Raw genomic sequence first — 26247 nt, forward strand, 5'->3', positions numbered from 1 at the left:
TCTGGCCGAGATCAGATCCATGGCGTAATACTCTTCGAATAGGCTACGATTTCGTGGGGGGCAAAGAAGTTCGCAATCTCCCGCTCCGCGCTTTCGGGGCCATCCGAACCATGAATCAAATTGTAAGGAGTGTGGGCTGCAAAGTCGCCGCGAATGGTGCCCGGGACCGCCTCCGTCACTTTGGTCTTCCCGATGACCGCCCGGGACAACGCCACAATGTCATCCCCCTCCCAAACCATGGCAAACACCGGTCCGGAGGTAATGAAGCTCACAAGACTGTCAAAGAACGGCTTTCCTTCATGCTCCGCATAATGCCTTTTCGCTTGCTCCTGGGTCACCTGTACAAATTTTCCGGCAACCAGCTTAAAGCCTTTGTCCTCAAACCGGCTGACAATGCGGCCGATCAACCCTCTTTGAACGCCGTCCGGCTTAACCATCAAAAAAGTACGTTCCATGCTTCTCCTCCCGATATCGACAACTTGGTAATCCATGAAAAATCTGGCTCAACAGGTGAGTTTACCACCATTCTACCAAAAAAACCGGGTGCTGATAAGCTTGATTCTTAATAGGACCGTTTATTTACAAACAAAGCTATCTCTTTCAGGTGGGTTTTGGGCTTGCTCTCCGGAAGCCCTTCCAAGGCGTCCAGCGCTTTTTCGATAAATCGGTCCGCAAGCTCCTCCGCCCGCCGGATGCCCGGACTTCCCAAGATCATCTTGATCGCCCGGCTGGCATCGGCTTCCATTCCATTCGCCCGGATCGCAGCGAGTTCCACCAAGAGCGGCTCACGGATCTCCGTCTCCTGCAGCGCATAAATGACCGGTAACGTGATATTCCCCTGCCGCATATCGCTGCCCGGCGGTTTGCCCAAACTTTTCTCCGTGCCGCACAGGTCCAGCAGGTCGTCCCTGATTTGAAAAGCCATGCCGACATTGTACCCATACCGGTAGAGCTGGGAATGAACCCGGGAAGGAGCTTCCGAGGCCAAAGCGCCGAGCTGGCAGCTGATCGCGATCAGGAGCGCCGTCTTTCGGCGAATGCGCAGCAAATAATGACGAACCGACTGTTCCGTGTTGAAAAAATCGCGAATCTGCTCCATTTCCCCCACCGACATCTGGACCATCGCTTTGGCCAGAATCCGGTGCAGTTCGGGAATCGGCAGCCGGGTGGCCAGCGTCAACGCCTTCGCATAGATATAGTCCCCGGTATACATCGCGATTTTGTTGTCCCATTTGGCCTTCACCGTAGGCTTGCCTCTTCGGGTCCCCGCATCGTCGATAACATCGTCATGGACGAGCGACGCCGAGTGAATCAGCTCGAGAGGTACCGCTACATGCTGCAGCTTCTCCAAATCGTAGGTCCCGAATTTCCCGCCGAGCAGAACGAAGACCGGGCGCAGCCGTTTCCCCCCCGCCTTCAGCAGGTGCAGAGATGTTTCGCTCAGCAGCTCCTCATCGCCTTCGATGCTCCGGTACAGCTGCCGCTCAATAAAATCCATATCCCTTTTCAGCGCGCCGAAAATATCCATTAATTTCATTCTTTCACCCGTGTCAGCGTATTCTCACTCCAAATATCCATCCGTACTTTCTTCGGCAGAAGTCCCATTTCATAGGCGTAAGAGAAGTATAAGGCCAAGCCTTTCCGCCGCCGTTCACTAAAATCATAACACAAGTTACGGAAATAATGTTCCCAGTACTCCGCACTGCCCCCGATCTCATCGCGGGCCTTGTCCACGAGCGGCGTCAAATCTTTCAAGCTTCGACGTTTGCTCGCCTCGAAAACGCCCAGCACTTCGGACAAAAAGCCGGGTTGCGCTTCGGCAAACGCCCTTTGCACGGCCCATACGGCAAACGTCATGCCGTAACCGGTCCATTGTTTCCAGACTTCCCCCAAATCCGTAACGATATAACCGTGGTCCCTCCAGGATGCCTGGATGGCGTGGTCCCCGATCAACAGGGCGGCATCGCTCCGCTCCATCATCGTATCCAGGACGGGTTCGCTTTCCCAATAGGTCGGCTTCCCTTCAAAAGCCTTCTCCATGATGATCTTTAGCAGATTATTCGAGGTCGCCGACGTATTCGTGAGCGCGATGACGCCGTTGCGAATTTCCTCGGGCGGTTTCCGGGAAAACAGCAGGATCGAATTTACCGGACCGTCCGAGCTGACGGAAAGATCCGGCAACAGAACCAGATCTTCCGCCCCGTACCCAAAGGCAAACGAAGATACGGGCGACAGGTCAAGCGAGCCGCTCAGCATGCGGCGGTTCAGCGCCGAAGGCACGTCGGTCACCATCGTGACCTGGTGCGACAGGCTCTTCGCTTCAAAATAATGAAAAACAGGCCATACATTTGTATATTTGATTTTTCCGATGAGGATGTCGTCATTCTCCCGATTGTTCACTGTGATCCCCCCATCTTTTAAATAACGCATGTTCGATATTCAAATTGTCCAGCACTTTGCCCACCAGGAAAGCGACCAGATCGTCAATGGTTTTGGGGCCAAAATAAAAAGCGGGCATTGCCGGAATCAAGCGTACACCGAGCCGGGCCAGCTTCAACATGTTTTCTAGATGAATCGCGTGCAGCGGGGTTTCGCGGGGAACCAGCACCAGCGGCCGTCCTTCCTTCATCATGACATCGGCCGCCCGGGTCATCAGGTTGTCCGACGTCCCGTTCGCAATCGAGGCGAGCGTCCCCATCGAGCAAGGCATGATGATCATCCCCATTGTCAAAAAGGAGCCGCTGGCGATCGAGGCGCCGATATCGGCGATGGGATGGTATATCCAACTGCCGGTTCCTCCACGCAAATGCTTGCGCAAAGCGGCTTCGCGATCCGTCGTTTCCCAACCGAGCTCCTCTTTCAAAACCCGCCAGCCGGCATTCGAAATGACCAGATGAACGGTAAAACCCAACTCCAGCAAGGTTTCCGCCAGCTTGACGCCATAAACGGATCCGCTGGCCCCGGTAATTCCGACAACGAGTTCCCTGTTCTTCTTCGCATTCTCAGGCATCAGGAATGGCGCACCACCAAATCGATCAGAGTAAAGGAAAAGACGACGATGCTCAAAACGCCGTTCATGGTGAAAAATGACGTTTGCAGCCGGCTTAAATCGCCGGGAGAAACGATGTGATGCTCATAGAAAAGAATCAGGTAAGCGATGATCATGCCCGCGATATACCACCAGCCCAAATCGCTCATGAGCAGCAGAGCGATAAATCCAATCGCGGTGAAGATATGGAACGCCTGCGCAATTTTCAGGGATTTGGCGACCCCGAATCTGACGGGAATCGAATGGAGCCCTTCTTTTGTGTCAAACTCTACGTCCTGACAAGAATAAATAATATCGAAGCCGGCAACCCAAAAAATAATCGTGGCAAAAAAGACCATCGCGGTCGCGTCGACCTTCCCCGCTACGGCCACCCAACCGCCCAGCGGAGCCAGGGCGATCGTAATTCCGAGCACAACGTGGCAAAGCCAGGTGAAACGTTTCGTGTACGAATAAATCACGAGCATGAATACCGCGATCGGCAGCAGCTTCATCGCCAGCGGATTCAATTCCGCTGCCGCCCAGAACAGCAGGGCGAAAGAGCAAATAATAAAGACGACAACTTCGCCGATCTTCAGCAGACCGGCCGGGATCGCCCGGTTTGCCGTGCGCGGATTTTTGGCGTCGCTGACCCGGTCGATCAGCCGGTTAAGCCCCATCGCCGCGCTGCGCGCTCCGAACATCGCGAGCAGTACCCAGCCGATTTCGGCCCAGGACGGCAGCCGGTGGTGGATAGCCACGGAACCGAGCAGAGCGCCCATAAAGGCAAAAGGAAGTGCGAAAACCGTATGTTCAAATTTAATCATCTGCAGAAATATTCCAATTTTCCTAAACATCTTGCGTCTCCTTCGTTCCGATATGCAGTGCGGCAATTCCGCCGAAAAAAGGATACACTTCGACGCTGGAAAGCCCGACTTCCGTATAAATTCTTGCGAGCTCCTTGCGGCCCGGAAACTGAATCAGCGATTCCGGGAGCCATTTGTACTGCGCATACCGCTTGGCGATCAACTTGCCGAGCATCGGCATCAGATACCTGAAATAGAAGTAATACAGCCCTTTGAACGGCTGCCAGGTCGGTTTGGACAGTTCCAGACAAACCACTTTGCCGCCGGGCCTGACCACCCTCGTCATTTCGCTCAGCACCCGGCGCGGATCGGGCACATTGCGAAGCCCGAACCCGATCGTCGCAAACTGGAAGCTGTTGTCTTCAAACGGTAGGTCCATGGCGTTCCCCTGGAAGAGCTGAATCGAGCGGTCCAGTCCGCGCTCGGCGATTTTGCGGCGGCCGATCTTCAGCATATTTTCGCTGAAATCAAGGCCCGTAATCGGGCCTCCAGTCGTTTCCGCCATGCTGATCGTCCAGTCGCAAGTGCCGCAGCACAAGTCGAGCGCCGTATCCCCCGGCGACATATTCATTTTGTTCATCGTAAATTTACGCCAGGCCCTGTGGCGGCCAAAGCTGATAATATCGTTCATGAGATCGTACTTTGGAGCCACGCTCTCGAACACGGAATGTACGAACTCTTCCTTCGGTTTGGAGGACGGATTACTCATTTAAACCTTTCACCTTACCCTTCCTGAATTGCGGGAGACCGCGACGACAACACGGCCATCATCGGTTCCAGGATCGCGCCGATCTCAGTGCGGGTATGTTCCTCCCTGCACTCGTGCATCAGATTCTTCACGTTCTCCACGGATTGGTGCAGCATCGTGATTAATTGCTTTTCAATCCGGTATTTCTGCAGAAGCCGCCTCCACTCCCCGGTCTCCAGTCCGTTTCGGACGAGCTTCTCTTTGTCCTCAGCGGTGCAGGTCTCCCAGATCCGCAAATAAGCGTATCCCTTCCGCTCCTCTTGAGCTTCCGGACCGGGACTCATTTCATCCAGAGCCACTTCGCACCGGCTTAATTCCGTAAGCAGCAGCGCCCAAATGTTTTGCGCCGGCTTGTCCAACTGCTCGGTAAAAACATGGAATAACTCGCTTTTTAACCGCACGCGCTGCTTTATGTACTCCTCCGCGGAAATTCGCATGTTCCTCAGCCCCGTATACAGCCGAACCTTGATCCGGTTCACTTCGCAGATGGCCGCGCTCAAGGTGGATATCACGCCGATCAGCCCCTCCTGCGCCAATTGCTGATAAAAAACGCTGCTGAAGTAATCCCCGGCCAGAACCTTCAATTGACGCGAGCGCATTTCCTTCTCTTCCTTCCGGAAGTCCCCGACATCGATCGAGTCGTGCGTATCGAGTCCCAATTGAACAAGGAAGGCCGCGAGCGCGCAGGTTTCCCCCGAGCGTTCCGGCAGACGGGCCGAGTCCTTTAAAAACGTATAAAGCAAACGAACACGGGGAACCGGGAAATTCGGTAGCTCCGTGTGAGTCGTAATCATGTCGTATTCGACATACTTTTGGGCCAGTTCTGTTATGCGATCAGGTCTCATCATCTGCCTCCGAGCCGCTAATACTGACATCTTTGTTTACACTTCGGAAACAAAGATGTCACAATCTTGTCTATTATAGCATATGTTATTTGGGAGCGCACGGAGGGGCTTAATGGATTTTATCCCTCCAAAGCGCCGTTTCTGTCAGACGGAACCATTGCTTCAGCTCCGTGGGGATTTCACCGTTTCCGGCCGCGCGAAGCCGCTCCGGCGCATCCATCGGCCATTCCCCGCGCCGCACGTCCGCAGCCACCAGCAGATACCGGCTTCCGAGCCACTGGTCTTCGGCGATGAGGCGAAGCAGCAATTGGTCGATGTTGGTCGTCCGTGCAAACGCAAAAGAAATCAGGTCGGCCATGCCGGCGTATAAGTCATTTTTTGTCAGCCGTTCATCCTTCACTTTCAGATCGACCGACAGAATCCCTCCGTTCAGATCCACCTTCGCAATCGGGACATTCAGCTCAAGAGAGGACAAGCTGTCCACCAGATTGTCATCGGTCAATTCGACGGGCTTGCCGGTCTCCGAGAAAACTTCAGCGACAAGCCGTCCCGGTTCCGACAAAGGCCCTCCTTCTCTCGTCATCAGAGCCAAAGCGATGGCCGCACCGCAGGTCAGCAGAAACGCTTGCATCATCCATTTCGACTTCACGGGAATCCCCCTTCGATATTCACCGGATCTCCCGGACATCCTTAAAGGTTCATATCCCATTGTACAAAAGAAAAAAGCAGGCTATGCCTGCAAATTGAATTTCATTCTTCGGTGTCGATGATCCCGTACTTCGTATAAACGACCGCTTTGCCCCGGACCTTGACGGCCGAAGTGTGGTCGGTGAACTGGGCGATCAACACCTCGCCCTTATCCAGCTTTTCCGTATGGTGGAACCGCGTATCCTTGCCCCGGGTCAGCCCGATCACCGTAACCCCTTGTTCCTTGGCCTTGACAACGAAGTAATCGCCACTGCCCGTCCCCTGTTCGGCTCCGCCGGATTTGGCCTGTTGCTCCTGATTCATGAACGGCATTCCTCCCCGACATAGATTAGCACTTTCGCTCATGTTAAAAGAAAAGGCCGTGAACAAAAAATGCCCACGGACTCTTTCAACACGGAAAATATGTAGAAATCTTTATTTAATTCCGTCTTTGAGCGCTTTGCCTGGTTTGAATGCTGGAATTTTGCTCGCAGGGATTTCGATTTCTTCTCCGGTTTGCGGGTTGCGGCCTTTACGTGCGGAACGCTCGCGCACTTCAAAGTTTCCGAAACCTACCAATTGTACTTTGTCTCCGTTTTGCAGAGCTTCAGAGATTGCGTCAAAAATCGCATCAACCGCTTTGGTCGCGTCTTTCTTGGACAATTCTGCGCTTTCCGCCACTTGAGAGATCAAGTCGGATTTGTTCATTAGGGTTCACCTCCCTACCAAAATTAATAGACCATTCTGATATTCTGTGTTTCCGTTTTGCCGTAGAATATACGTGGAACCGCGCATAAACCGTAGAAATTCCCGAAAAAATCGGCTTTTTACGAGGTTTAGGGCCTGCGGAACAAACTTATAGTAATACAGTCAAAAGATATTTTCAAGTTTTTTAAGTCCTGGATCGGTTCAGGACATAGAAAGTCACGGACAGTGCGAGTACCAGAACAGCCCCTTTGACGATGTCATGGGCAAAATATTGGACATTCATCATTGTTAACCCGTTCACCAGAACCCCGATCAGAACGGAGCCGACAAAAGTGCCGATGATATTCGGCTTCCCCGCGCCAAGGACGGAAAAACCGACGAACACCGCCGCTACCGCTTCCATGAGCAGCGGGGCTCCCGCATCGATCTGTCCGGACCCCACCCGGGAAGCGAACAGCATGCCGCCGATCGCGGCGAACACGCCGGATGCGACATAGGCCAGGGTCCGTACCTTTTTCACCTTGATACCCGACAGGCGCGCCGCTTCCTCGTTGCCCCCCGTTACATAAATCTGCCGGCCGTATTTGGTCCGGGTGAGAAAAAAGTGGACCAGCACGACGAAAATCAAAAGCAGAATAACGGAGACCGGAATTCCCAGCCATTTTCCCTGCCCCAGCAGCAGGAAGGTTTTGTCCATTTCCCCCGCGGCCTTACTGCCGTCCGGGAATTGCATATGATTATAAATCGTGTAACCTTGGGCATACGTTTTATGAATCCCGCCGACGATATACATCATCGCAAGCGTCGCCAGCAGATCGGGTATCCGCATTTTGACGATGAGAAACGCATTGAGCAAGCCGATGATCGCCCCGATGACCAGCGGCACGACCAGTACGATATAAAGCGGCATTTGATACCAGATCATTAATGTAGCCGTAACGACGGTGCTGAGCGATACCGTGGAGCCTACGGACAAATCAAACCCGTCGACCGCGAGCGACAAAGTAACCCCGATGGCCACAAAGGTGACGATGGCGATCGAATTTAAAATATCGGTTATATTGCTGTAAGTGAAAAAGTAAGGCAGCCGGAACGAAAAGAAGGCGAAAACCAGCACAACTACGACCAACGCCCCGTACCTAAACGACAAGTTAAGCAATTTCTCTCTCATGATTGGATTTCCCTCCGTCCCCCGCTAGCGTAAAACAACGCTTGTTCCTGTGAGATTTCTCCCCGCGCAAACACGCCCGAAAGTTTGCCGTCAACCATCACGGCGATTTGATCTCCGATCCCGAGGCCTTCATCCAGCTCGCTCGTAAAATAAAGAATCCCTTTGCCTTGGGCCGCCAGGTTGCCGATGATCCGGAAAATATCGCTTTTGGCGCCGATATCCACCCCTTTGGTCGGTTCATCGAAGACCAGCACATCGGCACCCCGCTCCAGCCATTTGCCGATGGCGACTTTCTGCTGGTTGCCTCCGCTCAAGTATTTAACCTCCAGGTCGGGGCTTGGGGTTTTGATGCCGAGCGCGGAGATAACCCTCTCCGCCAAGCTACGTTCCCTGCGCGCGGACATGACGCCGAGGCGGCTTAATCTGCCCAGCAGCGGCAGACTGAGGTTCCGCTCCACGCTGTCCTGGATGACGATCCCCTGCTTGCGGCGCTCCTCGGGAATACTGACAATGCCGGCCCGGACCGCGTCGGCCGGCTGCCTGAAGCTGAAAGTCCGCCCCTTCAGCTCAATCGTCCCGGCCTCGGGACGATCCGCGCCGGACAGCAGGCGGGCCAGCTCACTCTTGCCGGCGCCGACCAGTCCGACGACGGCGACGATCTGACCGCGGCGCACTTCCAGGTCGACGCCGCGCACCTTGGTTCCCCGCTTCAAACCATTGACGCGCAGCAGCACGTCGCCGATCTCCGCGGGAACCTTGGGGAATTCCTCGGCAAACGTCTTGCCGAGCATGTGCGAAATGAGGCCGTCGATCCCTCCGGCTTCCCCCAGGGGGCCGGTATAAACCACCCGGCCGTCGCGCATGACCGTCACCCGGTCGGCATGGTCCATGACCTCCTGGAGGCGGTGCGTGATGAATACGCACGCCACCCCCTGATCCTTCAGTTCATGAAGGATTCTAAAGAAGCTGTCCGCCTCCGCTCCGCTGAGCGGTGCCGTCGGCTCATCAAAGATGATCACCTTGGCATCCTGGGACAAAATACGCGCCAGCAGAATCATCTGTTTCTCCGCGATGCTCAGCTCCGCCACTTTGCGCTTGACCGGAATGCTTACCTTCAGCCGCTCCAGCACCGCTTCCGCCCGGCGGGCGATCTCGCCAGGAAAGAGCCAGGCCTTCGTCCCCGGCTTGGCCAGCTCGTCCAGCATGACGTTCTCGGCCACCGTCAACTGGGGGACCAGCGCGGCATCCACCTCCTGATACACGCAGTGTACGCCGTGCAGCTTGGCGTCGGAGGGGCCTTGAAAGCGAACCTCCTCTCCCAGCAGCTTCATGCTGCCGCCGTCTCGCTCATAGGCGCCCGACAAAATCTTCATCAGCGTGCTTTTCCCGGCTCCGTTCGCCCCCAGCAAAGCATGAATTTGCCCTCCTTCCAGCGTAAAGTCCACCTCGTTCAAGGCGGTCACGCCGGCAAACGACTTTGTAATTTCGTGCATTTCCAGCACCTTCGGTGATAATGGCATCTTTCGAGTCTTCCTCCTTTCGCCGGGAAAAGGCGGCGCCGCCCGTTGCCGGACGGCGCGCCTTGGTATTCTCCGCAAACTATCGGTTGCTGCGTTACTCCACACCGTACTCCTTCATCCAATCCTGGATCCCTTGCTTTGATCCGCCCCAGCCTTCCACATACTGCGACAGTTCATCGGTGGAAATCTGCTGTTCCGGCAAAGCCTCGCGCGTAACCAGAACGGCTTTCAAGACCACCTGATCGTCCGTCGAATCGCCATGCAGCTTTTGATAAGCGTAGCGGACCTGAATCCGTCCGATATCCTTCGGATCCACCGCCGCCGAAGCGACCCACGGGCTCTTCGGATCCTGAATCATCTGCAGATCTTCGTCGCTAAGGTCCATGCCGTACACCTTGATCTCATCGCGGCCCGCCAATTGAATCGCCCGGGCCGCGCCCTTGGCGAATTCATCCCAGGCGGCCCATACCGCGGTGATTTCACCCTTCGGATACTGCTTCAGCACCGCTTCCATTTGCGTTTGGCTGTCCAGGGCCGGGTTGGACGCGTTGCCAAATGCCGCGATCTCCTTGATCCCGGAATTTTCCGCCAGGAACTTCTTATACTCCTGCTCGCGCCGTTCCATCGGCGCAAAGCCCGCTACCCACACTTTAACGATATTTCCCTTGCCGCCGCTATCCTGTTTCAATTTGTCGAGAGTAAGCGCGGCAAGACTTTGATCGTCCTGGGACAGCACCGTGGCTCCCGGAACGTTGACCAGCGCATCGAACACCACGACCGCGATCTTTTGCTCGACCGCCTTCTTGATGCCGGACTCCAAAAACTCCGCCGACCCGTGATCCGTCAAAATGACATCGAACTTCTGATTGATCGCCGATTCCAGCAAATCCGCCATTTTTGCCCGATTGTTCTCCGCGACGAAGGTCGTCAATTCCCCGCCGAATTTCTTCACTTCTTCCGTGACGCCCTGTACGTACTGCTGCGAAAACGTGCCGGTATTGAATTCCATGATCAAGGCGATACGTTTGCCCGCCAGTTCTTTGCCCTCTGCGGAATTTCCTTCCTTTTCCGCCTGGGCCGCCGTTGCCGGCGTGGTGGTCCCGCTATTTTCAGCGGGCATTTTCTTAATGCCGCAGGCGCTGATCGTAAGCACAAGCGCAAGCAGTAGGAAAACGAAGCCCGTTTTTTTCAAATCTGTGATTTTTTTCATCGTTTCTCCCCCTGGAATTGTGGTATGTAAAAATCTTTATAGATTACTATAATGCCAAATACCAAGTATGTAAATCGGTTTTATTTATTTAACGCAAAAAAACGCGTTTGGCTCTTTTTCCCAGCCAAACGCGTTTGGTTTTTAGCGATTAGAGAATGATGGCGATCAGGCCGCCAGAGCCTTCATTGATAATTCTCCCCAGCGTCTCCTGCAGCTTATAGCGGGCATTATCCGGCATCATGGCGATTTTGCCCTGGATGCCTTCCCGGACGATTGAGTGCAGCGAGCGGCCGAAGATGTCGGACTCCCAGATTTTGATCGGATCGTTCTCGAAATCCTGCATCAGGTAGCGGACGAGCTCCTCGCTCTGCTTCTCCGTTCCGATGATCGGCGCGAATTCGGACTCGACATCGACGCGGATCATATGAATCGAAGGTGCGGTGGCTTTCAAACGAACCCCGAACCGGGAGCCTTGACGGATCAGCTCCGGCTCATCGAGCGCCATCTCCGCCAGCGACGGAGCCGCGATGCCGTACCCTGTCGTCTTGACCATTTCCAGCGCTTCCGCGAACCGGTCATACTCCTTCTTGGCATGCGTGAATTCCTGCATCAGCTGGAGCAAATGATCCTTGCCCCGGATTTCCACGCCGACCACTTCCATCAAAATCCGGTCGTACAAATCGTCGGGCGCGTACAGGTCGATCTCGGCGACGCCCTGCCCCATGTTCAACCCGCTGAGGCCGGCCCGGTCGATAAAGTCGTACTCCATAAAGTTGCTGACGACCCGGTCCACGTCGCGCAGACGGCGGATGTCCTTGACCGTATCGCGTACGGAATTTTCATAGTTGCTGCGGAGCCAGTGGTTCTCATTCAGCACCATCACCCAGCTCGGGAGATTGACGTTGACCTCGTGTACCGGGAACTCGTACAGGACTTCGCGTAAGACGCCCGTGACATCCTCCTCGGTCATCGTGGCCGCGCTAAGGGTAATGACCGGAATGTCATACTTGGCGGCCAGTTCGCCCCGAAGCTGCTGCGTTTCCTCGCTGTTCGGGCGCGTCGAGTTGATGACGAGCACGAACGGCTTGCCGACCTCTTTCAGTTCGGCCACGACCCGCTCTTCCGACTCGACATACGAGTATCTCGGAATATCGGCGATCGTGCCGTCCGTAGTAACGACGACACCCAGGGTGGAATGCTCCTGGATGACCTTCCGCGTTCCGATCTCCGCCGCCTCCTGAAACGGAATCGGCTCTTCAAACCACGGCGTCGAAATCATACGGGGACCGTTTTCATCCTCATATCCTTTGGCGCCTTCCACGGCGTAACCTACACAATCCACCAGCCTGACATTGACCTCAAGCCCTTCGGCCACCTTGATTTGTACCGCGTTGTTCGGAACGAATTTCGGTTCGGTCGTCATAATCGTTTTCCCGGCCGCACTTTGCGGGAGTTCATCCACCGCACGCGCCCGGTCGGCTTCACTCGCGATGTTCGGGAGCACCACCGTTTCCATAAATCTTTTGATAAATGTTGATTTGCCGGTGCGGACAGCTCCGACGACACCCAGATAAATATCCCCTCCGGTACGTTCGGCAATGTCCTTAAAAATGTCTACTTTCTCCAATACCAATGATATCCCCTCCTCAAAATTCGCCGAAGGAAAAATGCTCGCCGAGCATCCGCTTCGTTATTCGCCAATAATTTGAAATCATAGCTACGGTAAGGAGCGGCAGCTCCTTTGTACCTGTGTCCGCCGCCGCAACCCCGGGTGGAGAGAACACAAACGAAGCGGCGTAACTCGTACATGCATTTGGACTAGTAAAATCATATGTACCAGATGCGGAATTATGACGGTGTAGACCGTCCGAGTCGGCTTTTTTTCAAGCTTCGCTTCGTCACGAACATGACGGGGCCATCTCCCGCCACATTGATAGTTATGAATCTATCGATTCCAATATGTATTTTTGGGCAAAAAAAAACGCAGCACCGTTGCTGCGACATTAGGCCGGCTTATTCGATTTGCGGTACAGGCGTACCGTCGACCCAGCGGTAGGGCAGGGACTTTACGGGAACGAAATAGGATCGATCGGTTAATATCTCCCGTAAATCCGCGGCCGCCCCAGGTTTTTCGCCTGATTGATCCAGGGCTTGCATAATATCGAAGGCATAATCCACATAAACGCGGCCGTCTTTGTCCACAAGATAGTCCTGCGGCTGGCCGGAATAAACGCTTTTGATGTCATACGCTTCGGCTCCGGCCGCTTCCAGATCAACCTTGAACACTCCGGGGGAAATCTCGCCGTTCACCTGGACAGGAAGTTTCCCGTCTTGTTTGTTCCGGAATAGATCGACCGACCGCTGCACATCGTTCACCTTTTGTACGGTGGCCAGGTCCATCACCTTGACCGTAGGATCCTCTTCCTCATTGATCACGAGAAAATAGACGCTCCCCCCTTTTTCGAAGGCGGTTTCCGGAATTTGCTCCAAATAACCCTGTCTATTCAACTGATCCAAATTGACCCTGAACTTCTCGTACTTTGGCGTCTCCTCACCTGCCGTTATCATCGGTAAAATCCCCTGGTCCTCTTGGAAACGGTCCACGGCCCTTTGTACCCTGTCAACGCTTTCAATATACGAAACCCGCCTTTCCTGCGGTTCCCCCCGGTATAAACAGCCGGACAACAAGCCCGACAAAATGAGGATCGTTAATCCGCACGCGATACGGCGGTACTTCCATCCGCTCCGTCGTTTTCGATTATGCATGTTCAAAGCTCCTTCTGTTCGTACTCTTTTGGTTCTAGATAAGTGTCAGCTCCCTATTAAGGGGAAAACCCTCCCTCCCCGTCCTCGAGCAAGGCGGTGGGGCGCTTCCGGCGCGCCAGCTTCCCTTTGGGCCGAGCAGGTAAATAAGGCCTTTTGTTCCCCGCGGGAGCCAAAGCGGGCCGCAATAGCGCCCCAAAAGGACCCAAAAGGCCGCTATTACGAAAGATAATTTCCCGTTAACTGGATCACCAAAGATCATCTTCCCGATTTTGGGCTTCCAACTGTTTACGGATCGCCGCTTTCAACGGGCTTTCCGGCAGCCTGACCGTGGCGGGTCCTACAATCTTCGCCTGGCAGGCCAGCCGGATCCCCTGTTCCAGCAGCGGCCCCAGCTTGCGGCGTTCCGCCTCGCCGGGAGGCGTGAGACCAGCCGGTGTCCCTTCCGCACTCTGGACTTCCACTTTACACATCAGGCAGCCCGCATTTCCGCCGCAGCGGGTGGGGATATGAACCCGTGCTTTGCGGGCGGCCTGCAGGAGGTTCGTGCCGGAGCGTACTTTTAGCGTTCGGTTCCCCGGCAAAAACGTAACTTCCGGTTCCATTGTCGGGCTTTCCTCCTTATTGGCGGGCGTTTTCAAGTTCTCCCCAAGGTCCTGACAATAGCGGCTGATTCAACAGTTCCGCCATCCTTGCAACGGTCTCCGCGGACCACTGATTCCGGCGCAGCAGCTGATAAAGCAGCGGAAGATGATGCTCCGCCTCCCGGCGCATCACACCCGCGATGTTCAAATACCGATCCGGACGCCCCCTCAGGAAGTTGAAGACAAACTCGTGACTCAGAGGCATCAGGCGGAGCTCCGCCCCGCCCAACCGAACCGACGGGGCGTTGGGCGCCAGCACTTCGCTCACTTCCGTCTGGTATTTGGCCCCTTCGGCCCTCACCTGAAAACCGCCGACCAATTCCAAAGTCCAATCGTTCAGCCGGTAATGGCTGAGTTGGGACAGATAAAGTCCGCTTTGGTCCAGACGCGGTTCGTCCAAGGCCGCTTCGGCCAACAGGCCGTGCAGTTCCTCCGCTCCGGTCATATCCGCATAAATGTCGATATCCCGGGGCGGCGAATCCAGGGGTACGCCCTGCAGCCAAAGTCCGCAGCTACCTCCCAGCAGCCAGGGCTCCTTCGCTCCCCCACAGCGGTGCGACAGCGTCTGAAGAGCACTGCTGATTTCCGGGTACTTTTCATCCCAATCCTTTATGTCTATTTCCATTTTCGATCCTCTTCTCTATCCCCGAAATCTTATGTGATCGACACGAGTCCCGTTAGAAAACCCGCCAGCATAATCACGAATGCGACCAAGGAAAGCACCCCGCGCAGAATGCCTTTCGTTTTGGTCCTGGCAAACGTAATCAAAAATACAGACAAGCCCATGACAAGAATCGCGGCCAAGGACAGCCACATTTTAGTCATTGCGTCCATGATCGGTACACTCCCCATCTGATTTCACGGCATTTATATGATGAATATTATAGCATCTCCGGAGCGAACAGGCTATGTAAACGAAACCGAATAAAAAAAGCTGCCATGATAAGGCAGCTCCGCCATTCGGCAGTAAAAAGATTTATTTCTTTATCATCATTTTCATTAAGGCTTCCATATTGTTGGAATTCATGCCGCTTTTTTTCACGGCGCCGACAATTTCGTTGATGGTGCTCTCCGAGACGGGTACCTTGGCCATCGCGGAAACCTGCTTGATCAGCTTTCTCAGTTCGGCCTCGCTCTGCATCGTCGAGGGCTTTACTGTGCTGGCCAGCTTTTTGACCGCGCCTTCCGAAATCTTCTTCCCGGTCTTCTTATTGATGGCATCCAAGGCATCCTTGGAAACTTTGCCCATATTCTCGCCTCCTCCATTGTCCTCCCCAACAGTTTATGAGTAGGAGCCGGAAAAGGTCCTGGGCCTTAGCGGATGATCCAGGATGCCCTTTAGATAACTCAGGTATGCCACTGTTCCCAGGTTTCCAGCGACATAACCTCCATTTCGGTTTTGCGGTCCCGTCCCATCAGCGCTTCCACCGCGGTTCTGGGATCCATTCCTTCGAACAAGACATGGAAGAGCTGCTTGGCGATCGGCATCTGGACCTGGTATTTTTCGGAGATCGTATGGGCGGCTTTCGTCGTCCGAATGCCCTCCACAACCATCCCCATCGAGCCTAGCACCTCCTCCAGCGATTTGCCCTCCCCGAGCAGGTAGCCGGCCCGCCAGTTCCGGCTGTGCCGGCTCGTCGCCGTAACTACAAGGTCCCCGATGCCGGCCAACCCGGAAAAGGTGAGCGGGTTGGCTCCCATCTCCACCCCGATCCGGGTAATTTCGGCCAAGCCTCGCGTCAATAAAGCCGCCTTGGCGTTGTCCCCATACCCGAGTCCATCGGACATGCCAGCGCCCAGGGCGATGATGTTCTTCAAAGCCCCGGCCAGTTCGACGCCGACCATATCCCGGTTCGTATAAACCCGGAAATAGGAGTTCATGAATAAGTCCTGGGCCGCGGAGGCTTGAGATTCCTCCAACGACGCTACGACAACCGTCGTCGGACATTGCTTCACCACTTCCTCCGCATGGCTCGGTCCGGACAGTACGACAATCCGTCCTTCCTCGCACCCCAGCTCTTCGGCGATGACCGTAGAGATTCGTTTTAAGCTCTCGGTTTCAAAGCCTTTGGTGGCGTGAACGATCAGCATGTCTTCCTTCCAATGCGGCTTCAAGGAACGTGCGACCTCCCGCACGGCCGAGGAAGGAGCGACAATGACGACCGCCTTCGCGCCTTCCACCGCTTCCTTCATGTCCGTCGTTGCGCGCAGATGGGACGAGAGTTCGACGCCAGGCAAAAAGCGCTCATTGCGGTGCAAATCGTTGATTTCATCCCGTTGCGCTTCGTTCCGGGTCCAGATCATGACATTCATTTTCTTGTCAGCCAATACGCTGGCGAGGGCCGTTCCCCAACTCCCTGCCACCAGCACAGCAGCTTTGTCAGACAACGCGTTTTCCTCCTTTGGAGCCCAGTTTGTTCTCCTTGCCCTGGGCGATTTTCACGATGTTGGTGCGGTGTCTCCAAAAGGCGAAAACGCAAATGACCAGACTCGTCCAAAAATAAGGGCCGAATTCGCCTGTTACCGCAAGAAAAACCGGCGTCAAAAACACGAAAATCAAAGAGCCGAGCGAGACGTATCTCGTAAATACAATCGAAAGGATCGCGATGATTCCGGCATACAAGGCCGGAAAGAAGGCCAGGGTCGCCATGACCCCGATCGTTGTGGCGATTCCTTTCCCGCCGCGAAAGCGGAAGTAGATCGGCCAGTTGTGACCGATAATCGCGGCGATCCCGCAAAGCGAGGCGACCCAGGCGGAATCGCCTCCCAGCCAGCGACCGATCCACACCGCCGCGATCCCTTTGAGCACGTCAAGGGCCAGCACCAGGATCGCCGGACCTTTGCCGAGCACGCGGAGCGTATTGGTCGCCCCGGCATTGCCGCTTCCGTGCTGGCGGATATCGATCCCTTTCAGCGACTTGGCCAGCAGTACGCTGAAGCTGACGGAGCCCAGCAAATAACACACGATTACAGCTACGACAGGTAAAATCACTTCGCCTCTACTCCCCTAACCTTCATCTGACTTGCGCCGCGTGAACAACCGGATCGGTGTGCCTTCAAAGTCGAAAGCGGCTCTGATTTTGTTCTCCAGATACCGTTCGTACGAGAAATGCATCAGCTCCGGATCGTTCACGAAAACGACGATGGTAGGCGGTTTGACCGACACCTGCGTGACGTAATTGATCCGAAGACGGCGCCCTTTATCGGTCGGCGGCGGGTTGATCGCAATCGCATCGGAAACGACGTCGTTCAGCAAGTGCGTTTGCACCCGTTTCGTATGCTGGTCCGCAACATGCTGAACCACCGGAAGCAGCTTATGCAGGCGCTGCTTGGTTTTCGCGGACAGAAATACCACCGGCGCATAAGTCATGAACAGGAAATGGTCGCGGATTTTTTGCTCGAATTGATGCATCGTCTTGTCGTCTTTCTCCACAACATCCCATTTATTGACTACAAACACCGAGGCTTTCCCCGCTTCATAGGCGTAGCCGGCGATATGTTTGTCCTGCTCGATAATCCCTTCCTCCCCGTTGATGAGGACCAGGACGACATCGGCGCGCTCAATGGCTTTCATCGCCCGCATCACGCTGTATTTCTCGGTCGTTTCATAAACCTTGCCGCGCTTGCGCATGCCCGCCGTATCGATCAGCACGAACTTCTGTCCGTCCTTCTCGAAAGGAGTATCGATTGCGTCCCGGGTCGTGCCGGCGATGTCGCTGACGATGACCCGCTCTTCGCCGAGAATCGCATTGACGAGCGAAGATTTGCCGACATTCGGACGTCCGATTAACGCGACCCGGATCACATCGTCTTCATATTCGTCGTCCGGCAACTCCGGCAAATTCTCAGCGATGGCGTCGAGCAAATCGCCGACTCCGGTGCCATGGCTGCCCGATACGCCGATCGGGTCGCCGAACCCAAGATTATAGAACTCGTAAATATTTTCCATCCGTCCGATATTATCGACTTTGTTTACGGCCACGATTACCGGCTTGCCTGAACGGTACAGCATTCCGGCCACCTCTTCGTCGGAGCCGGTTACACCGGCCTTGGCGTCGCACATAAAGACGATGACGTCCGCTTCCTCAATGGCGAGCTCGGCCTGCATCCGGATCGATTTCAGAATCGGCTCCTCATCGTCCAGCTCAATTCCGCCGGTATCGATAATGCTGAAAGCTTTACCGTTCCATTCGGCGGCTCCATAAATCCGGTCCCGGGTAATCCCCGGTTTGTCTTCCACGATGGCCAAGCGGTCGCCGATAATGCGGTTAAAAATCGTCGATTTCCCGACGTTCGGCCTGCCCACAATGGCCACAACAGGTCTTGCCATGCGCATTCCTCCCTGACATTTCGTCTATATTTTAATTTTTCGTGTCCTTTTTCCGTTATACCTAGAACATCATAGCAAAAAAAACCACGATTGGCGAACCGAACCGGGGCCGCTATTCCCCTCAGGCTAAATAAAATCGGCGAACCCGCTGCAAGGGTCCGCCGATCCATTCGTCTGCCTGTATCCCGCTTATTTCAGTTTGCTCAGCTTATCGCCGAAACGTTCACCCAGCGTGATGCTCAGTCCTTGGTTGCTCAGCGAAACGTTCGGGTTGTCGCCCAAATCTTCTTTTCTTACGCTGCTGCCTTTGGAAGGCTTCTCGCTTCTAGGAGCCGGAGCAGGAGCTTCTTCGGTCTCCTTAATGCTGAGGCTTACCCGTTTCTCGGCCGGATTCACATCCAACACTTTTACTTGAACGGTTTGACCTTCTTTCAGCACTTCGTGAGGTGTGCCGATATGTTTATGCGAAATTTGAGAGATATGAACAAGTCCTTCAACCCCAGGCGCGATTTCCACGAAGGCGCCGAAATTAACCAGACGCTTCACTTCCCCGCTTACGATATCCCCGGTGTGGAATTTCTCTGCGGCCGTCTCCCATGGTCCAGGTGTGGCGGCTTTGATGCTGAGGCTGATTTTGCCTTTCTCCGGATCAACCTTCAGGACTTTCACTTTCACCTTGTCGCCCTCGGAAAGAACATCAGCCGGTTTGTCGACATGATTCCAGGCGATTTCCGATACGTGAACCAGTCCGTCTACTCCGCCTACGTCCACGAAGGCGCCGAATTGAGTCAAGCGTTGTACCGTACCTTCCAGCACTTCGCCTTCCTTCAGCTCGCTCATGACTTTCAGCTTGTTGGCTTCGAACTCTTCGTCCAGTACATCCTTTTGGGAAAGGATGACTTTGTTGTTCTCGGGATCGATTTCCTTGACTTTGACGCGCAGAGTGCGGCCTTTATAGTCACTGAAATCTTCCACGAAATGACGCTCTACCATCGAGGCCGGAATGAAACCGCGAACGCCTACGTCCGCCACGATTCCGCCTTTTACGACATCGGCGACCGTAACTTCGAACGTTTCTTGGCTTTCAAAGCGTTTCTTCAGTTCTTCCCAGGCGTTCTCGCTATCGATTGCGCGCTTGGACAGAACCAGGCGCTCTTTCTCGTCGTCGATGCTGACAACCTTGGTTTCCACTTCCTGTCCCACTTGAACGGCATCGGCTGCGTTGTCCAGGTGAACCGAGGACAATTCGCGAATAGGAATAACGCCGTCATATTTATATCCAATGCTTACATAAGCCTGGTTATCTTCAATTTTGACGATCGTTCCTTTTACGGTGTCCCCTTTTTTCAAGGATACGATTTGTTCCATTTCTTCCTGGCTTGCCGTTTCAGCAGCTTCAAACTCGTTTTTTGTTTCTTCCGACATGTGAATACCCTCCTCAATTCAGAAAACCCATTTATTTAAACCCGCCTGAAGCGAAGTTCAAAACATTCATTCCTAGCTTGCCAAATCCCCCCTGCCTTCATGCATGGAAGGGAAGCAGGTCAGCCTCGCGATTTCAATTCCGCAATTCGCGCCATAATCGCCTCGGTGGCCATTTCGGCGGCGTCCGGGCCTTTGTCTTCTTTGAAAGCCGACAAATCGACAGGCGGGCCGTAAACTACTTTCATCTTGCGAAAAAGTTTATAATCCCCAATAATTGCAACCGGCACTACGGCAGCATCGCTGCGGAGCGCGAACGTAGCGGCTCCTCGCTTGCCAATGCCCGCGTCTTCCCCTTTGTTTCGGGTGCCTTCGGGAAATATCCCCATAACATGACCCTCACGAAGCAAGGTTAGCGCGGTTTTGATCGACTCCTTGCTCACACCGCCCCGTTTCACGGGGAAAGCTCCCAGTTGCTTGATGAGCCAGCCTAAGCCGACGATATCAAACAATTCTTTCTTGGCCATAAAATGAACCTTCCGCTGCAGCAAAATGCCGATGGTCGGCGGATCAAGATTGCTTATGTGATTGGAGCATAAAAGAACTCCTCCCTCAGCAGGGATATGTTCCAAGCCGTGGGCTTCCAAGCGGAATAACAGCTTGTAAATGAGGCGCAGCGCGCCCCGGCAAAAACTGTAGATCATTCCGTTTCTCTCTTTCTTACATAAGTTCTGCACATGGAAACGATGGTCTCGGCCACCTCATCCAGCGTCATGTTCGTGGTATCCAGCAGGACGGCGTCTTCCGCCTGTCGGAGCGGAGAAATTTCCCTTTCCCGATCCAGCCGGTCGCGTTCGTCCATATCGCGAATGAGCTGCTCCAAGGTGATCTGGTCCTGCTCCTTCATCTCCTTGTAGCGCCGACGGGCCCGTTCCTCAACACTGGCCGTCATAAAAACCTTGACTTCGGCATCAGGAAGAACCGTTGTACCGATATCGCGGCCGTCCATGACGACGCCTTTGCGCAAAGCCATTTGCCGCTGTAGAGAGACAAGCCTGCCTCGCAGCCCCTCGATTTGCGCATATCGGGACACCTGGGCGTTCACCGCCAGGGAGCGGATCTTCTCCGTCGCCTCTTGGCCGTTGACGCTTACCCGCTGCCCATCTTCTCCGGGTATTAATTCAATAACCAGATTGGGCACCGTTTGAAGCACTTGTTCCTCATCTTCCGGTTTGATTCCAAGCTGCTGAAAATACCAGGTTGCCGCCCGGTACATGGCACCGGTGTCGACGTAAATGTATGACAGCATGCCTGCAACCCTGCGGGCGATCGTACTCTTGCCGGCTCCGGCCGGTCCGTCGATCGCGATGTTGATTTTGTCATAAGATGATGACGCTCCGCTAGCCAAAAGGGTATTCCTCCTCAGAAGACGGTCTCAAGAAAAAAGCAGGCATTGCCTGCGACGTGAAAATTATACCACACAAAGCAAAGGGATGCAAAAGCCTTCCGCGAGCAATAGCGGATTCTAACGGTTTTCCGCACGGCGGATCGGAGTCCCTTCATATTTTTCGGCCGAAGCCATAAAATGGCGGATGGCCGGAAGCGTTAAAAGCGCCTGGAACAGAATCAGGCAGCATAACAGCACGAGCAGCGCCTTGCGAAACCACAACTCCACCTTGTCCGAAAATTGCAGAAACATCGAAACGTAAAATTCCCGGTCCTTTTTTTCACGCATGACTTCACCCCTTTATGCCTAACAATGGATTTTCCCGCCTTAACAGGTTATCCAAAAAAAGGGTGAACCTTCATATCCGTCTGCAGGCACTTTAAGTTATCGATTTCTGAAATCGAATTGACGTTCAAAACAGTAGCGGATAATTTTTTGCCGCTCCATATCGGAGATGTTGACGAATTTCAACATAACGAGGTCTCTGCCCGTCTCCAGCTTTTTGGTCCGCACCACCTCGGCTTCAAACGGTGCGTGCTCGACGGATCCGTTCTTGTAAGGAATCAGCAGCCAGCAATATAGCTGGTCGCCCTCCATAAGTCTGTATTTGCCGTCGCAAATCAGAGAAACGCCCCCGCCGCCAACATCTTCGGTCAACGCTACAAATCGGGTATTGTCCTGCACACGGACCGCGATTTCCAGCTCGGCAACGACCCGCAAATAATGCCGGCGTTGAATTTTGGTGACCGCCTCCGGCTCCGGCTTGCGGATACGGATGAGCTGAACCACATCGTCCGCAAATCCGAGGACGTATGTATTAAAGTAATTTTTCACGCCGCCTTCGGTTAAAAAATAGATAGACAGCTCGTCCCCCACAAAAAGCCTTCTAATTCTTCCGCTGCCGACTTCGATCGGCACCTCGACCAGGTAAAAATCATCCCCAATGTCCGCGATTCGCGATTTGCACTCCTTGTCATCTTCCTTTTTATCCGCAGAGGCGACCTGGATATAAATTAAATCATTCACTTTTGGCAACAACGTCCCCACCGACCCCTTTATTCATCTAGCTGCTTTTCGTCACGTTACCGATTATATCATGAGGCGGGGCATTGGAGGAGAGTTTTGTCCCGATCAAATGGTAAACAGAAAAAGGAGAACCCGTGTGGGCCTCCTTCTCTGTGGCAGGTATGAAATTTAAGAACGGGTTCCCTGTCCCCGATTTCGGATCTCTTCGACCGTTTCTTCGGCCCCTGTTTCCGCATTGATAAAAATCTTATAATCCGAGCCGTTGATCGATCCCCCGAATTCGTAGGTCAGCACCTTCTCGGACATTTCGTTCTCGATCAGGGCCAGACGATGGTATTTCTCTTTATATTCCGAATTCAGGAACTTGCGCGCTTGCTGCGGCGTCAGCTTCGGCTTTGACACCTTTTCCCGGTTTTCCCGTTCGTAAACATAGTCGCTGGCCTGCATGCCCGTCACTTGGCCGTTGTCCAGACCAACCCTTACGGTTAGTTTTTCGGGGTAAATCAGTACGCCGTTTTGCTTGGATACGAAAGTAAAGGTACCTATGTTGTCATATTCGTCATAGGCGACCGGGGTAACATCCCGGAATCCCTTATCCTGCAGGAATTTTTCCGATGCCGCTCTGGCTTCGCGGGTCCCGATCGCTTTAGGACCGATGTTCCGGTCATGCACATAAGAGATCAGATGACCCCCGTTTCGGGTAAAGTCCAGGGTCACCGTCTCTCCCTGATTGCCGTGAAGCTGAGCCGTATAGGAGGCCCATTCGGTACCGCGGCCGTTTTCAACCACTTTAAACGCGTTAGAATTCGCTGTGCCCATAAAACGGGCGGCTTCCGTCTTGATCTTTTGTTCGGTCACCGGGGTTCCGCCCAATTTCTTGACCGAACGTTTATTGTACATGCTTGATACGGAGGGCCCCCAATCCAGCTCGGGATATTCGCCCACTCTCTTGTCCACGGTTTTGAATCCGTCGATGATCGTGTTGTCGCGGGGCTCCCTTTGACTGGCCAAGGCCGTCTCCACGTCCATCCAGCGCAGCCGGTTGCTGATCACCTTGTTTTGGACTTCCTGAAGGTTCTTCGAGATCTCCGCGGAGCTTTTATAAAGTTCCTTCAAATTTTTAAGTTCGCCATCGGTCAGAGGCTGCTTCGTTAAATCCCGGATCGCCGTCTGATAAGAAAACTTGGAGATTCGGGACAAAAACTCCTCGGTTTTGTTAAACGGCAGCAGCGTCAGCGGCAGCTGATTGATTTCATTCTGGGCTTCGCTCGTGATCCGCCACACATTGACCAGACCCTTCCGGTGCGAGCCGGTCGATGCGGTATGTACCGCCAGCGTATTCCCGAGTTCGCGGTGGAGTTTGTCCACATGAAAGGACAAATCATGGAACGCACGTTGATATTGGTTTTCCGCCTTGATCAGAATAGCGTTTTTTTCCTGGTTCTCCTGATAACCCCAAACCAGCGCACCGATCAGTAGAATCGTGGCAACCGGAAAAAGAATAGCACTCAATCGTTTGTACATGGGTATTCGCACTCCCTTCTTCAACTGTCTGAGGGTAGTTTGACATGAAGTTGGGAGGTTTATGCATGCTTAGAGGTGTTCCTCCTCGATTTCAAAAGCATTGCGGTTATCGCAGATACACTGCTTGAACCCCGTATCGATCTGCCCCTTCTCCTTTTTGCCGCGGAGAATAAATCTTTCCCCGCAATTCTTGCATACGATTTTCACTTTTACGCGCACAAAAAAGGCACCCCTTTCAGAATACCGGCTATTCGCCTTGTTTCCAAAATAAAGGATGCCCTCTTTGAATTCTTCTTAATCTTGTCCCCTGGCTTCCGTAAGACGGAAGGGAGAACGGTTGTTGGCGCGATACATTTTGCCGATCCCTCCATACCACAAAAAGGCCATTAGAGGGACGATGTACCAGATCCAGTAATGACTCACGTTGTCGAGGATCCAGTCGTAGACACCGTGCCATAGGAGCGGAAGCAGCAAGGAATAAATTAAAAACTTGGTGCTCTTCCGTCCAGTGGAAAATTTGGCTCTCCCCATATAATACCCCATCATCACGCCGAACATCGCATGACCTGAAACCGGAAGCAGCGCGCGCACGATCATCGTTCCGATCGAAGCGTGGCTGGCGAAAGCGTAGATAACGTTCTCCACGGTGGCAAAACCCAATGAAATCGCGGCCGCATACAAAATACCGTCATAGGGTTCGTCAAATTCCGTGTGATTGTAGATCATATGGAACAAAACGAACCACTTCAAGGTTTCCTCAACCCCGGCGGAAATGCCGAAGGCTGAAATGAACGGGCCTTCCCCGAGCCAGATCGCGATGCCGCGCTGCACGATCATGACCGGGAGGACGATCAAGAAACCAAGCATAAACACTTTAATCACCATATGCAGTGGTTCGGCATCATACTTGTCCTTCAGATAAAAATAGGTCAAGAGAGCAATACCGGGAGCAACCGCTGCTGTGGCAATCGAGAAAAAGAGCAACGGTATCCCCCCTTACCTTCCTCAATGACCGTCCTTATCTCCCGTGCGTCGTTTAACGCAAAAAATCAACCAACATTAATCCTGACGTTTAAAATGGCTGCAGATGACGCCGATTGCGTTCTCCGCCATGATCACGTCTCCGTATTCGTCCAGCATGGCCGATGTTACGGAGGTAGCCTCGCCGAATTCGGCAAGAACGGCAATCAATGCCGGCACTTTCGTCTCGTCAAGCTCGTCAGGTTCCAGCCTCAGAACCCATTTCCCGTTATATTTATACAGTCTTCCGGCATCGTCAAGCATAGGCCGGAGAACGTGAGCCGCTTCAATCAGCACCTCAAAATCATCGAAAGAGTAGAGAATCGTATCACTCTGTTCCAGCGTCACTTCCATCTCGTAAACTTCCTCGGGCAGTTCATCCTCGTAAGGCGAACTTGCTCCAAAATGATGGTGATCGTATTTGCCTCGTGTAACGATGACGACCATGCCTTGCGCAGGAAGCGCGAATACTTCCACCGCTAAAGGACCTGTGGCATCAAAGCCCACTTCGTTGTACGCCTGATCCATCATCTCCGTGAACAGATCATGGACCTTCGGAATTTCCTGCCACATATCCTCTTTCTGAATACCGCGTTCGCTCAGATCGTCAAACGTGAGGAAAATCCGTATTTTATCCTGACCAAGTCTTTCAATCCTCATACAGGATCCTCCTCTCCATGCCGTGTTATAACAGATTATGAAACCTGCTGTAATATGTGCTGGAAATGGTTCTTTGTAAGTATGTTATCACTAATTTTCCCTAAATGCACGCAATAAAATAATCAAAAAAAGAATCATTTTCCGCAATCCTCCAAAGGGAGCGAAAAATGATTCTTAGCCTTGCCAAAATTAGAAGCCGGGGACGGCCGTACGTGTTTCTTTGAGGATCGCTTCCACCTCGCGGCGGACATCGGCGTCCCCCTTAATGAAATCCGATATTTGCTTCAAACTGTATTCTTTCGAATGACCCGAATTTGTCGATGAAACCGAACTGGGAAACACCTGGGCCGTTGGATCGGCTCCATTCTTTTCCGAACCTGAATTCGAGGCTGCATGAGAAGACTTGTCGTGTTGTTTCCCATCATTCATTGCCGGCAGCTTAATCATGGATCCCGCTTCGCTAAGCATGGACATCCAGCCGCCTTTTCGCCGGGATGCCAAGCCCGTCGCCACAGCGCCAAGGATAACGCCGAATAAAAACGTGGAAGATTTCACCTAAACAACCTCCTTAGATATGTTAAAATCAGTTGTAGTGTTCGCGCTTTACGACAAACTCATGCGGCATAAATAC

32 protein-coding genes are annotated in these 26247 nt (G+C 53.6%); all 32 read right to left on the reverse strand.

Translation table 11 applies throughout. From position 1 onward, the window contains the following. Nucleotides 1–11 precede the first annotated feature (11 nt). Nucleotides 12–455 carry a nucleoside-diphosphate kinase gene (gene ndk, locus V4U88_RS02170; protein ID WP_334071583.1) on the reverse strand — a complete coding sequence of 148 codons (444 nt, stop codon included), beginning with the start codon at nt 453–455 and terminating at the stop codon, nt 12–14. Nucleotides 456–562: 107 nt separating this feature from the next. Then, nucleotides 563–1537, reverse strand: coding sequence for a polyprenyl synthetase family protein (locus tag V4U88_RS02175; protein WP_334071584.1), 975 nt, complete (start codon nt 1535–1537; stop codon nt 563–565). Continuing rightward, nucleotides 1534–2400, reverse strand: a complete 867-nt coding sequence (locus V4U88_RS02180) for a menaquinone biosynthesis protein (RefSeq protein ID WP_334071585.1) — start codon at nt 2398–2400, stop codon at nt 1534–1536. The genes V4U88_RS02175 and V4U88_RS02180 overlap by 4 nt, the downstream gene beginning before the upstream one ends. Beyond that, the gene (locus V4U88_RS02185; RefSeq protein ID WP_334071586.1) at nt 2381–3010 is read right to left on the reverse strand and encodes a UbiX family flavin prenyltransferase; all 630 of its coding nucleotides are present in this window, start codon (nt 3008–3010) and stop codon (nt 2381–2383) included. Before V4U88_RS02185 ends, V4U88_RS02180 begins: the two co-directional genes overlap by 20 nt. Beyond that, nucleotides 3010–3882 (reverse strand): UbiA-like polyprenyltransferase, encoded by an 873-nt coding sequence (locus tag V4U88_RS02190; protein WP_334071587.1) that lies wholly within the window; start codon nt 3880–3882, stop codon nt 3010–3012. Before V4U88_RS02190 ends, V4U88_RS02185 begins: the two co-directional genes overlap by 1 nt. Further along, on the reverse strand, nt 3875–4600 hold the full coding sequence (locus tag V4U88_RS02195; RefSeq protein ID WP_334071588.1) for a demethylmenaquinone methyltransferase: 726 nt from the start codon (nt 4598–4600) through the stop codon (nt 3875–3877). The genes V4U88_RS02190 and V4U88_RS02195 overlap by 8 nt, the downstream gene beginning before the upstream one ends. A 14-nt stretch (nt 4601–4614) precedes the next feature. Continuing rightward, on the reverse strand, nt 4615–5487 hold the full coding sequence (locus V4U88_RS02200; RefSeq protein ID WP_334071590.1) for a heptaprenyl diphosphate synthase component 1: 873 nt from the start codon (nt 5485–5487) through the stop codon (nt 4615–4617). A gap of 106 nt (nt 5488–5593) precedes the next feature. After that, the gene (locus V4U88_RS02205) at nt 5594–6133 is read right to left on the reverse strand and encodes a hypothetical protein (RefSeq protein ID WP_334071591.1); all 540 of its coding nucleotides are present in this window, start codon (nt 6131–6133) and stop codon (nt 5594–5596) included. 101 nt (nt 6134–6234) lie between these two features. Then, nucleotides 6235–6495 (reverse strand): trp RNA-binding attenuation protein MtrB, encoded by a 261-nt coding sequence (mtrB, locus tag V4U88_RS02210; protein WP_334071592.1) that lies wholly within the window; start codon nt 6493–6495, stop codon nt 6235–6237. A 111-nt stretch (nt 6496–6606) separates the two neighbouring features. Beyond that, a complete protein-coding gene (locus V4U88_RS02215; RefSeq protein WP_334071593.1) occupies nt 6607–6879 on the reverse strand; it encodes an HU family DNA-binding protein in 273 nt (90 codons plus the stop codon). Between the two features lie 184 nt (nt 6880–7063). Beyond that, on the reverse strand, nt 7064–8050 hold the full coding sequence (locus V4U88_RS02220; RefSeq protein ID WP_334071594.1) for an ABC transporter permease: 987 nt from the start codon (nt 8048–8050) through the stop codon (nt 7064–7066). After that, nucleotides 8047–9570, reverse strand: a complete 1524-nt coding sequence (locus tag V4U88_RS02225; RefSeq protein ID WP_334071595.1) for a sugar ABC transporter ATP-binding protein — start codon at nt 9568–9570, stop codon at nt 8047–8049. Before V4U88_RS02225 ends, V4U88_RS02220 begins: the two co-directional genes overlap by 4 nt. Before the next feature lie 94 nt (nt 9571–9664). Beyond that, nucleotides 9665–10780, reverse strand: a complete 1116-nt coding sequence (locus V4U88_RS02230) for a sugar ABC transporter substrate-binding protein (RefSeq protein WP_334071596.1) — start codon at nt 10778–10780, stop codon at nt 9665–9667. Between the two features lie 148 nt (nt 10781–10928). After that, the gene (gene spoIVA / locus V4U88_RS02235) at nt 10929–12407 is read right to left on the reverse strand and encodes a stage IV sporulation protein A (protein ID WP_334072049.1); all 1479 of its coding nucleotides are present in this window, start codon (nt 12405–12407) and stop codon (nt 10929–10931) included. Between the two features lie 386 nt (nt 12408–12793). Beyond that, entirely contained in the window at nt 12794–13546 is a 753-nt protein-coding gene (locus tag V4U88_RS02240) for a DUF3939 domain-containing protein (RefSeq protein ID WP_334071597.1), read from the reverse strand. 245 nt (nt 13547–13791) lie between these two features. Further along, nucleotides 13792–14148: a 2Fe-2S iron-sulfur cluster-binding protein gene (locus tag V4U88_RS02245; protein WP_334071598.1), complete on the reverse strand. Its 357-nt coding sequence runs from the start codon at nt 14146–14148 to the stop codon at nt 13792–13794. A gap of 16 nt (nt 14149–14164) precedes the next feature. Continuing rightward, nucleotides 14165–14812 carry a hypothetical protein gene (locus V4U88_RS02250; RefSeq protein ID WP_334071599.1) on the reverse strand — a complete coding sequence of 216 codons (648 nt, stop codon included), beginning with the start codon at nt 14810–14812 and terminating at the stop codon, nt 14165–14167. Nucleotides 14813–14841: 29 nt separating this feature from the next. After that, complete coding sequence (locus V4U88_RS02255) at nt 14842–15021, reverse strand: DUF2768 family protein (RefSeq protein ID WP_148451894.1); 180 nt, start codon at nt 15019–15021, stop codon at nt 14842–14844. 142 nt (nt 15022–15163) lie between these two features. Next, a complete protein-coding gene (locus V4U88_RS02260; protein ID WP_334071600.1) occupies nt 15164–15436 on the reverse strand; it encodes a stage VI sporulation protein F in 273 nt (90 codons plus the stop codon). A gap of 98 nt (nt 15437–15534) precedes the next feature. Next, on the reverse strand, nt 15535–16575 hold the full coding sequence (locus V4U88_RS02265; RefSeq protein ID WP_334071601.1) for an NAD(P)H-dependent glycerol-3-phosphate dehydrogenase: 1041 nt from the start codon (nt 16573–16575) through the stop codon (nt 15535–15537). Further along, entirely contained in the window at nt 16568–17179 is a 612-nt protein-coding gene (plsY, locus tag V4U88_RS02270; protein WP_334071602.1) for a glycerol-3-phosphate 1-O-acyltransferase PlsY, read from the reverse strand. Before plsY ends, V4U88_RS02265 begins: the two co-directional genes overlap by 8 nt. Nucleotides 17180–17194: 15 nt before the next feature. Beyond that, nucleotides 17195–18517 (reverse strand): ribosome biogenesis GTPase Der, encoded by a 1323-nt coding sequence (gene der / locus V4U88_RS02275; RefSeq protein ID WP_334071603.1) that lies wholly within the window; start codon nt 18515–18517, stop codon nt 17195–17197. A 189-nt stretch (nt 18518–18706) separates the two neighbouring features. After that, the gene (gene rpsA / locus V4U88_RS02280) at nt 18707–19942 is read right to left on the reverse strand and encodes a 30S ribosomal protein S1 (RefSeq protein WP_148451889.1); all 1236 of its coding nucleotides are present in this window, start codon (nt 19940–19942) and stop codon (nt 18707–18709) included. Nucleotides 19943–20061: 119 nt separating this feature from the next. Continuing rightward, nucleotides 20062–20643, reverse strand: a complete 582-nt coding sequence (locus tag V4U88_RS02285; RefSeq protein ID WP_334071604.1) for a lysophospholipid acyltransferase family protein — start codon at nt 20641–20643, stop codon at nt 20062–20064. After that, nucleotides 20640–21347, reverse strand: a complete 708-nt coding sequence (gene cmk, locus V4U88_RS02290; protein ID WP_334071605.1) for a (d)CMP kinase — start codon at nt 21345–21347, stop codon at nt 20640–20642. The genes V4U88_RS02285 and cmk overlap by 4 nt, the downstream gene beginning before the upstream one ends. 117 nt (nt 21348–21464) lie before the next feature. After that, nucleotides 21465–21674: a hypothetical protein gene (locus V4U88_RS02295; protein WP_334071606.1), complete on the reverse strand. Its 210-nt coding sequence runs from the start codon at nt 21672–21674 to the stop codon at nt 21465–21467. Between the two features lie 96 nt (nt 21675–21770). Continuing rightward, nucleotides 21771–22424: a flagellar brake protein gene (locus tag V4U88_RS02300; RefSeq protein ID WP_334072050.1), complete on the reverse strand. Its 654-nt coding sequence runs from the start codon at nt 22422–22424 to the stop codon at nt 21771–21773. Nucleotides 22425–22580: 156 nt separating this feature from the next. After that, complete coding sequence (gene ypeB / locus V4U88_RS02305) at nt 22581–23936, reverse strand: germination protein YpeB (RefSeq protein ID WP_334071607.1); 1356 nt, start codon at nt 23934–23936, stop codon at nt 22581–22583. 69 nt (nt 23937–24005) lie between these two features. Continuing rightward, a complete protein-coding gene (locus V4U88_RS02310; protein ID WP_334071608.1) occupies nt 24006–24155 on the reverse strand; it encodes a hypothetical protein in 150 nt (49 codons plus the stop codon). 75 nt (nt 24156–24230) lie between these two features. Then, complete coding sequence (gene prsW / locus V4U88_RS02315) at nt 24231–24920, reverse strand: glutamic-type intramembrane protease PrsW (protein ID WP_334071609.1); 690 nt, start codon at nt 24918–24920, stop codon at nt 24231–24233. Between the two features lie 75 nt (nt 24921–24995). After that, a complete protein-coding gene (locus V4U88_RS02320; RefSeq protein ID WP_148451882.1) occupies nt 24996–25616 on the reverse strand; it encodes a genetic competence negative regulator in 621 nt (206 codons plus the stop codon). Nucleotides 25617–25805: 189 nt separating this feature from the next. After that, complete coding sequence (locus V4U88_RS02325; RefSeq protein WP_334071610.1) at nt 25806–26171, reverse strand: hypothetical protein; 366 nt, start codon at nt 26169–26171, stop codon at nt 25806–25808. Nucleotides 26172–26247: the final 76 nt, after the last annotated feature.

The organism is Paenibacillus sp. A14, from assembly GCF_036864815.1.
GTDB classification, from domain to species: Bacteria; Bacillota; Bacilli; order Paenibacillales; family Paenibacillaceae; genus Fontibacillus; species Fontibacillus sanfengchensis.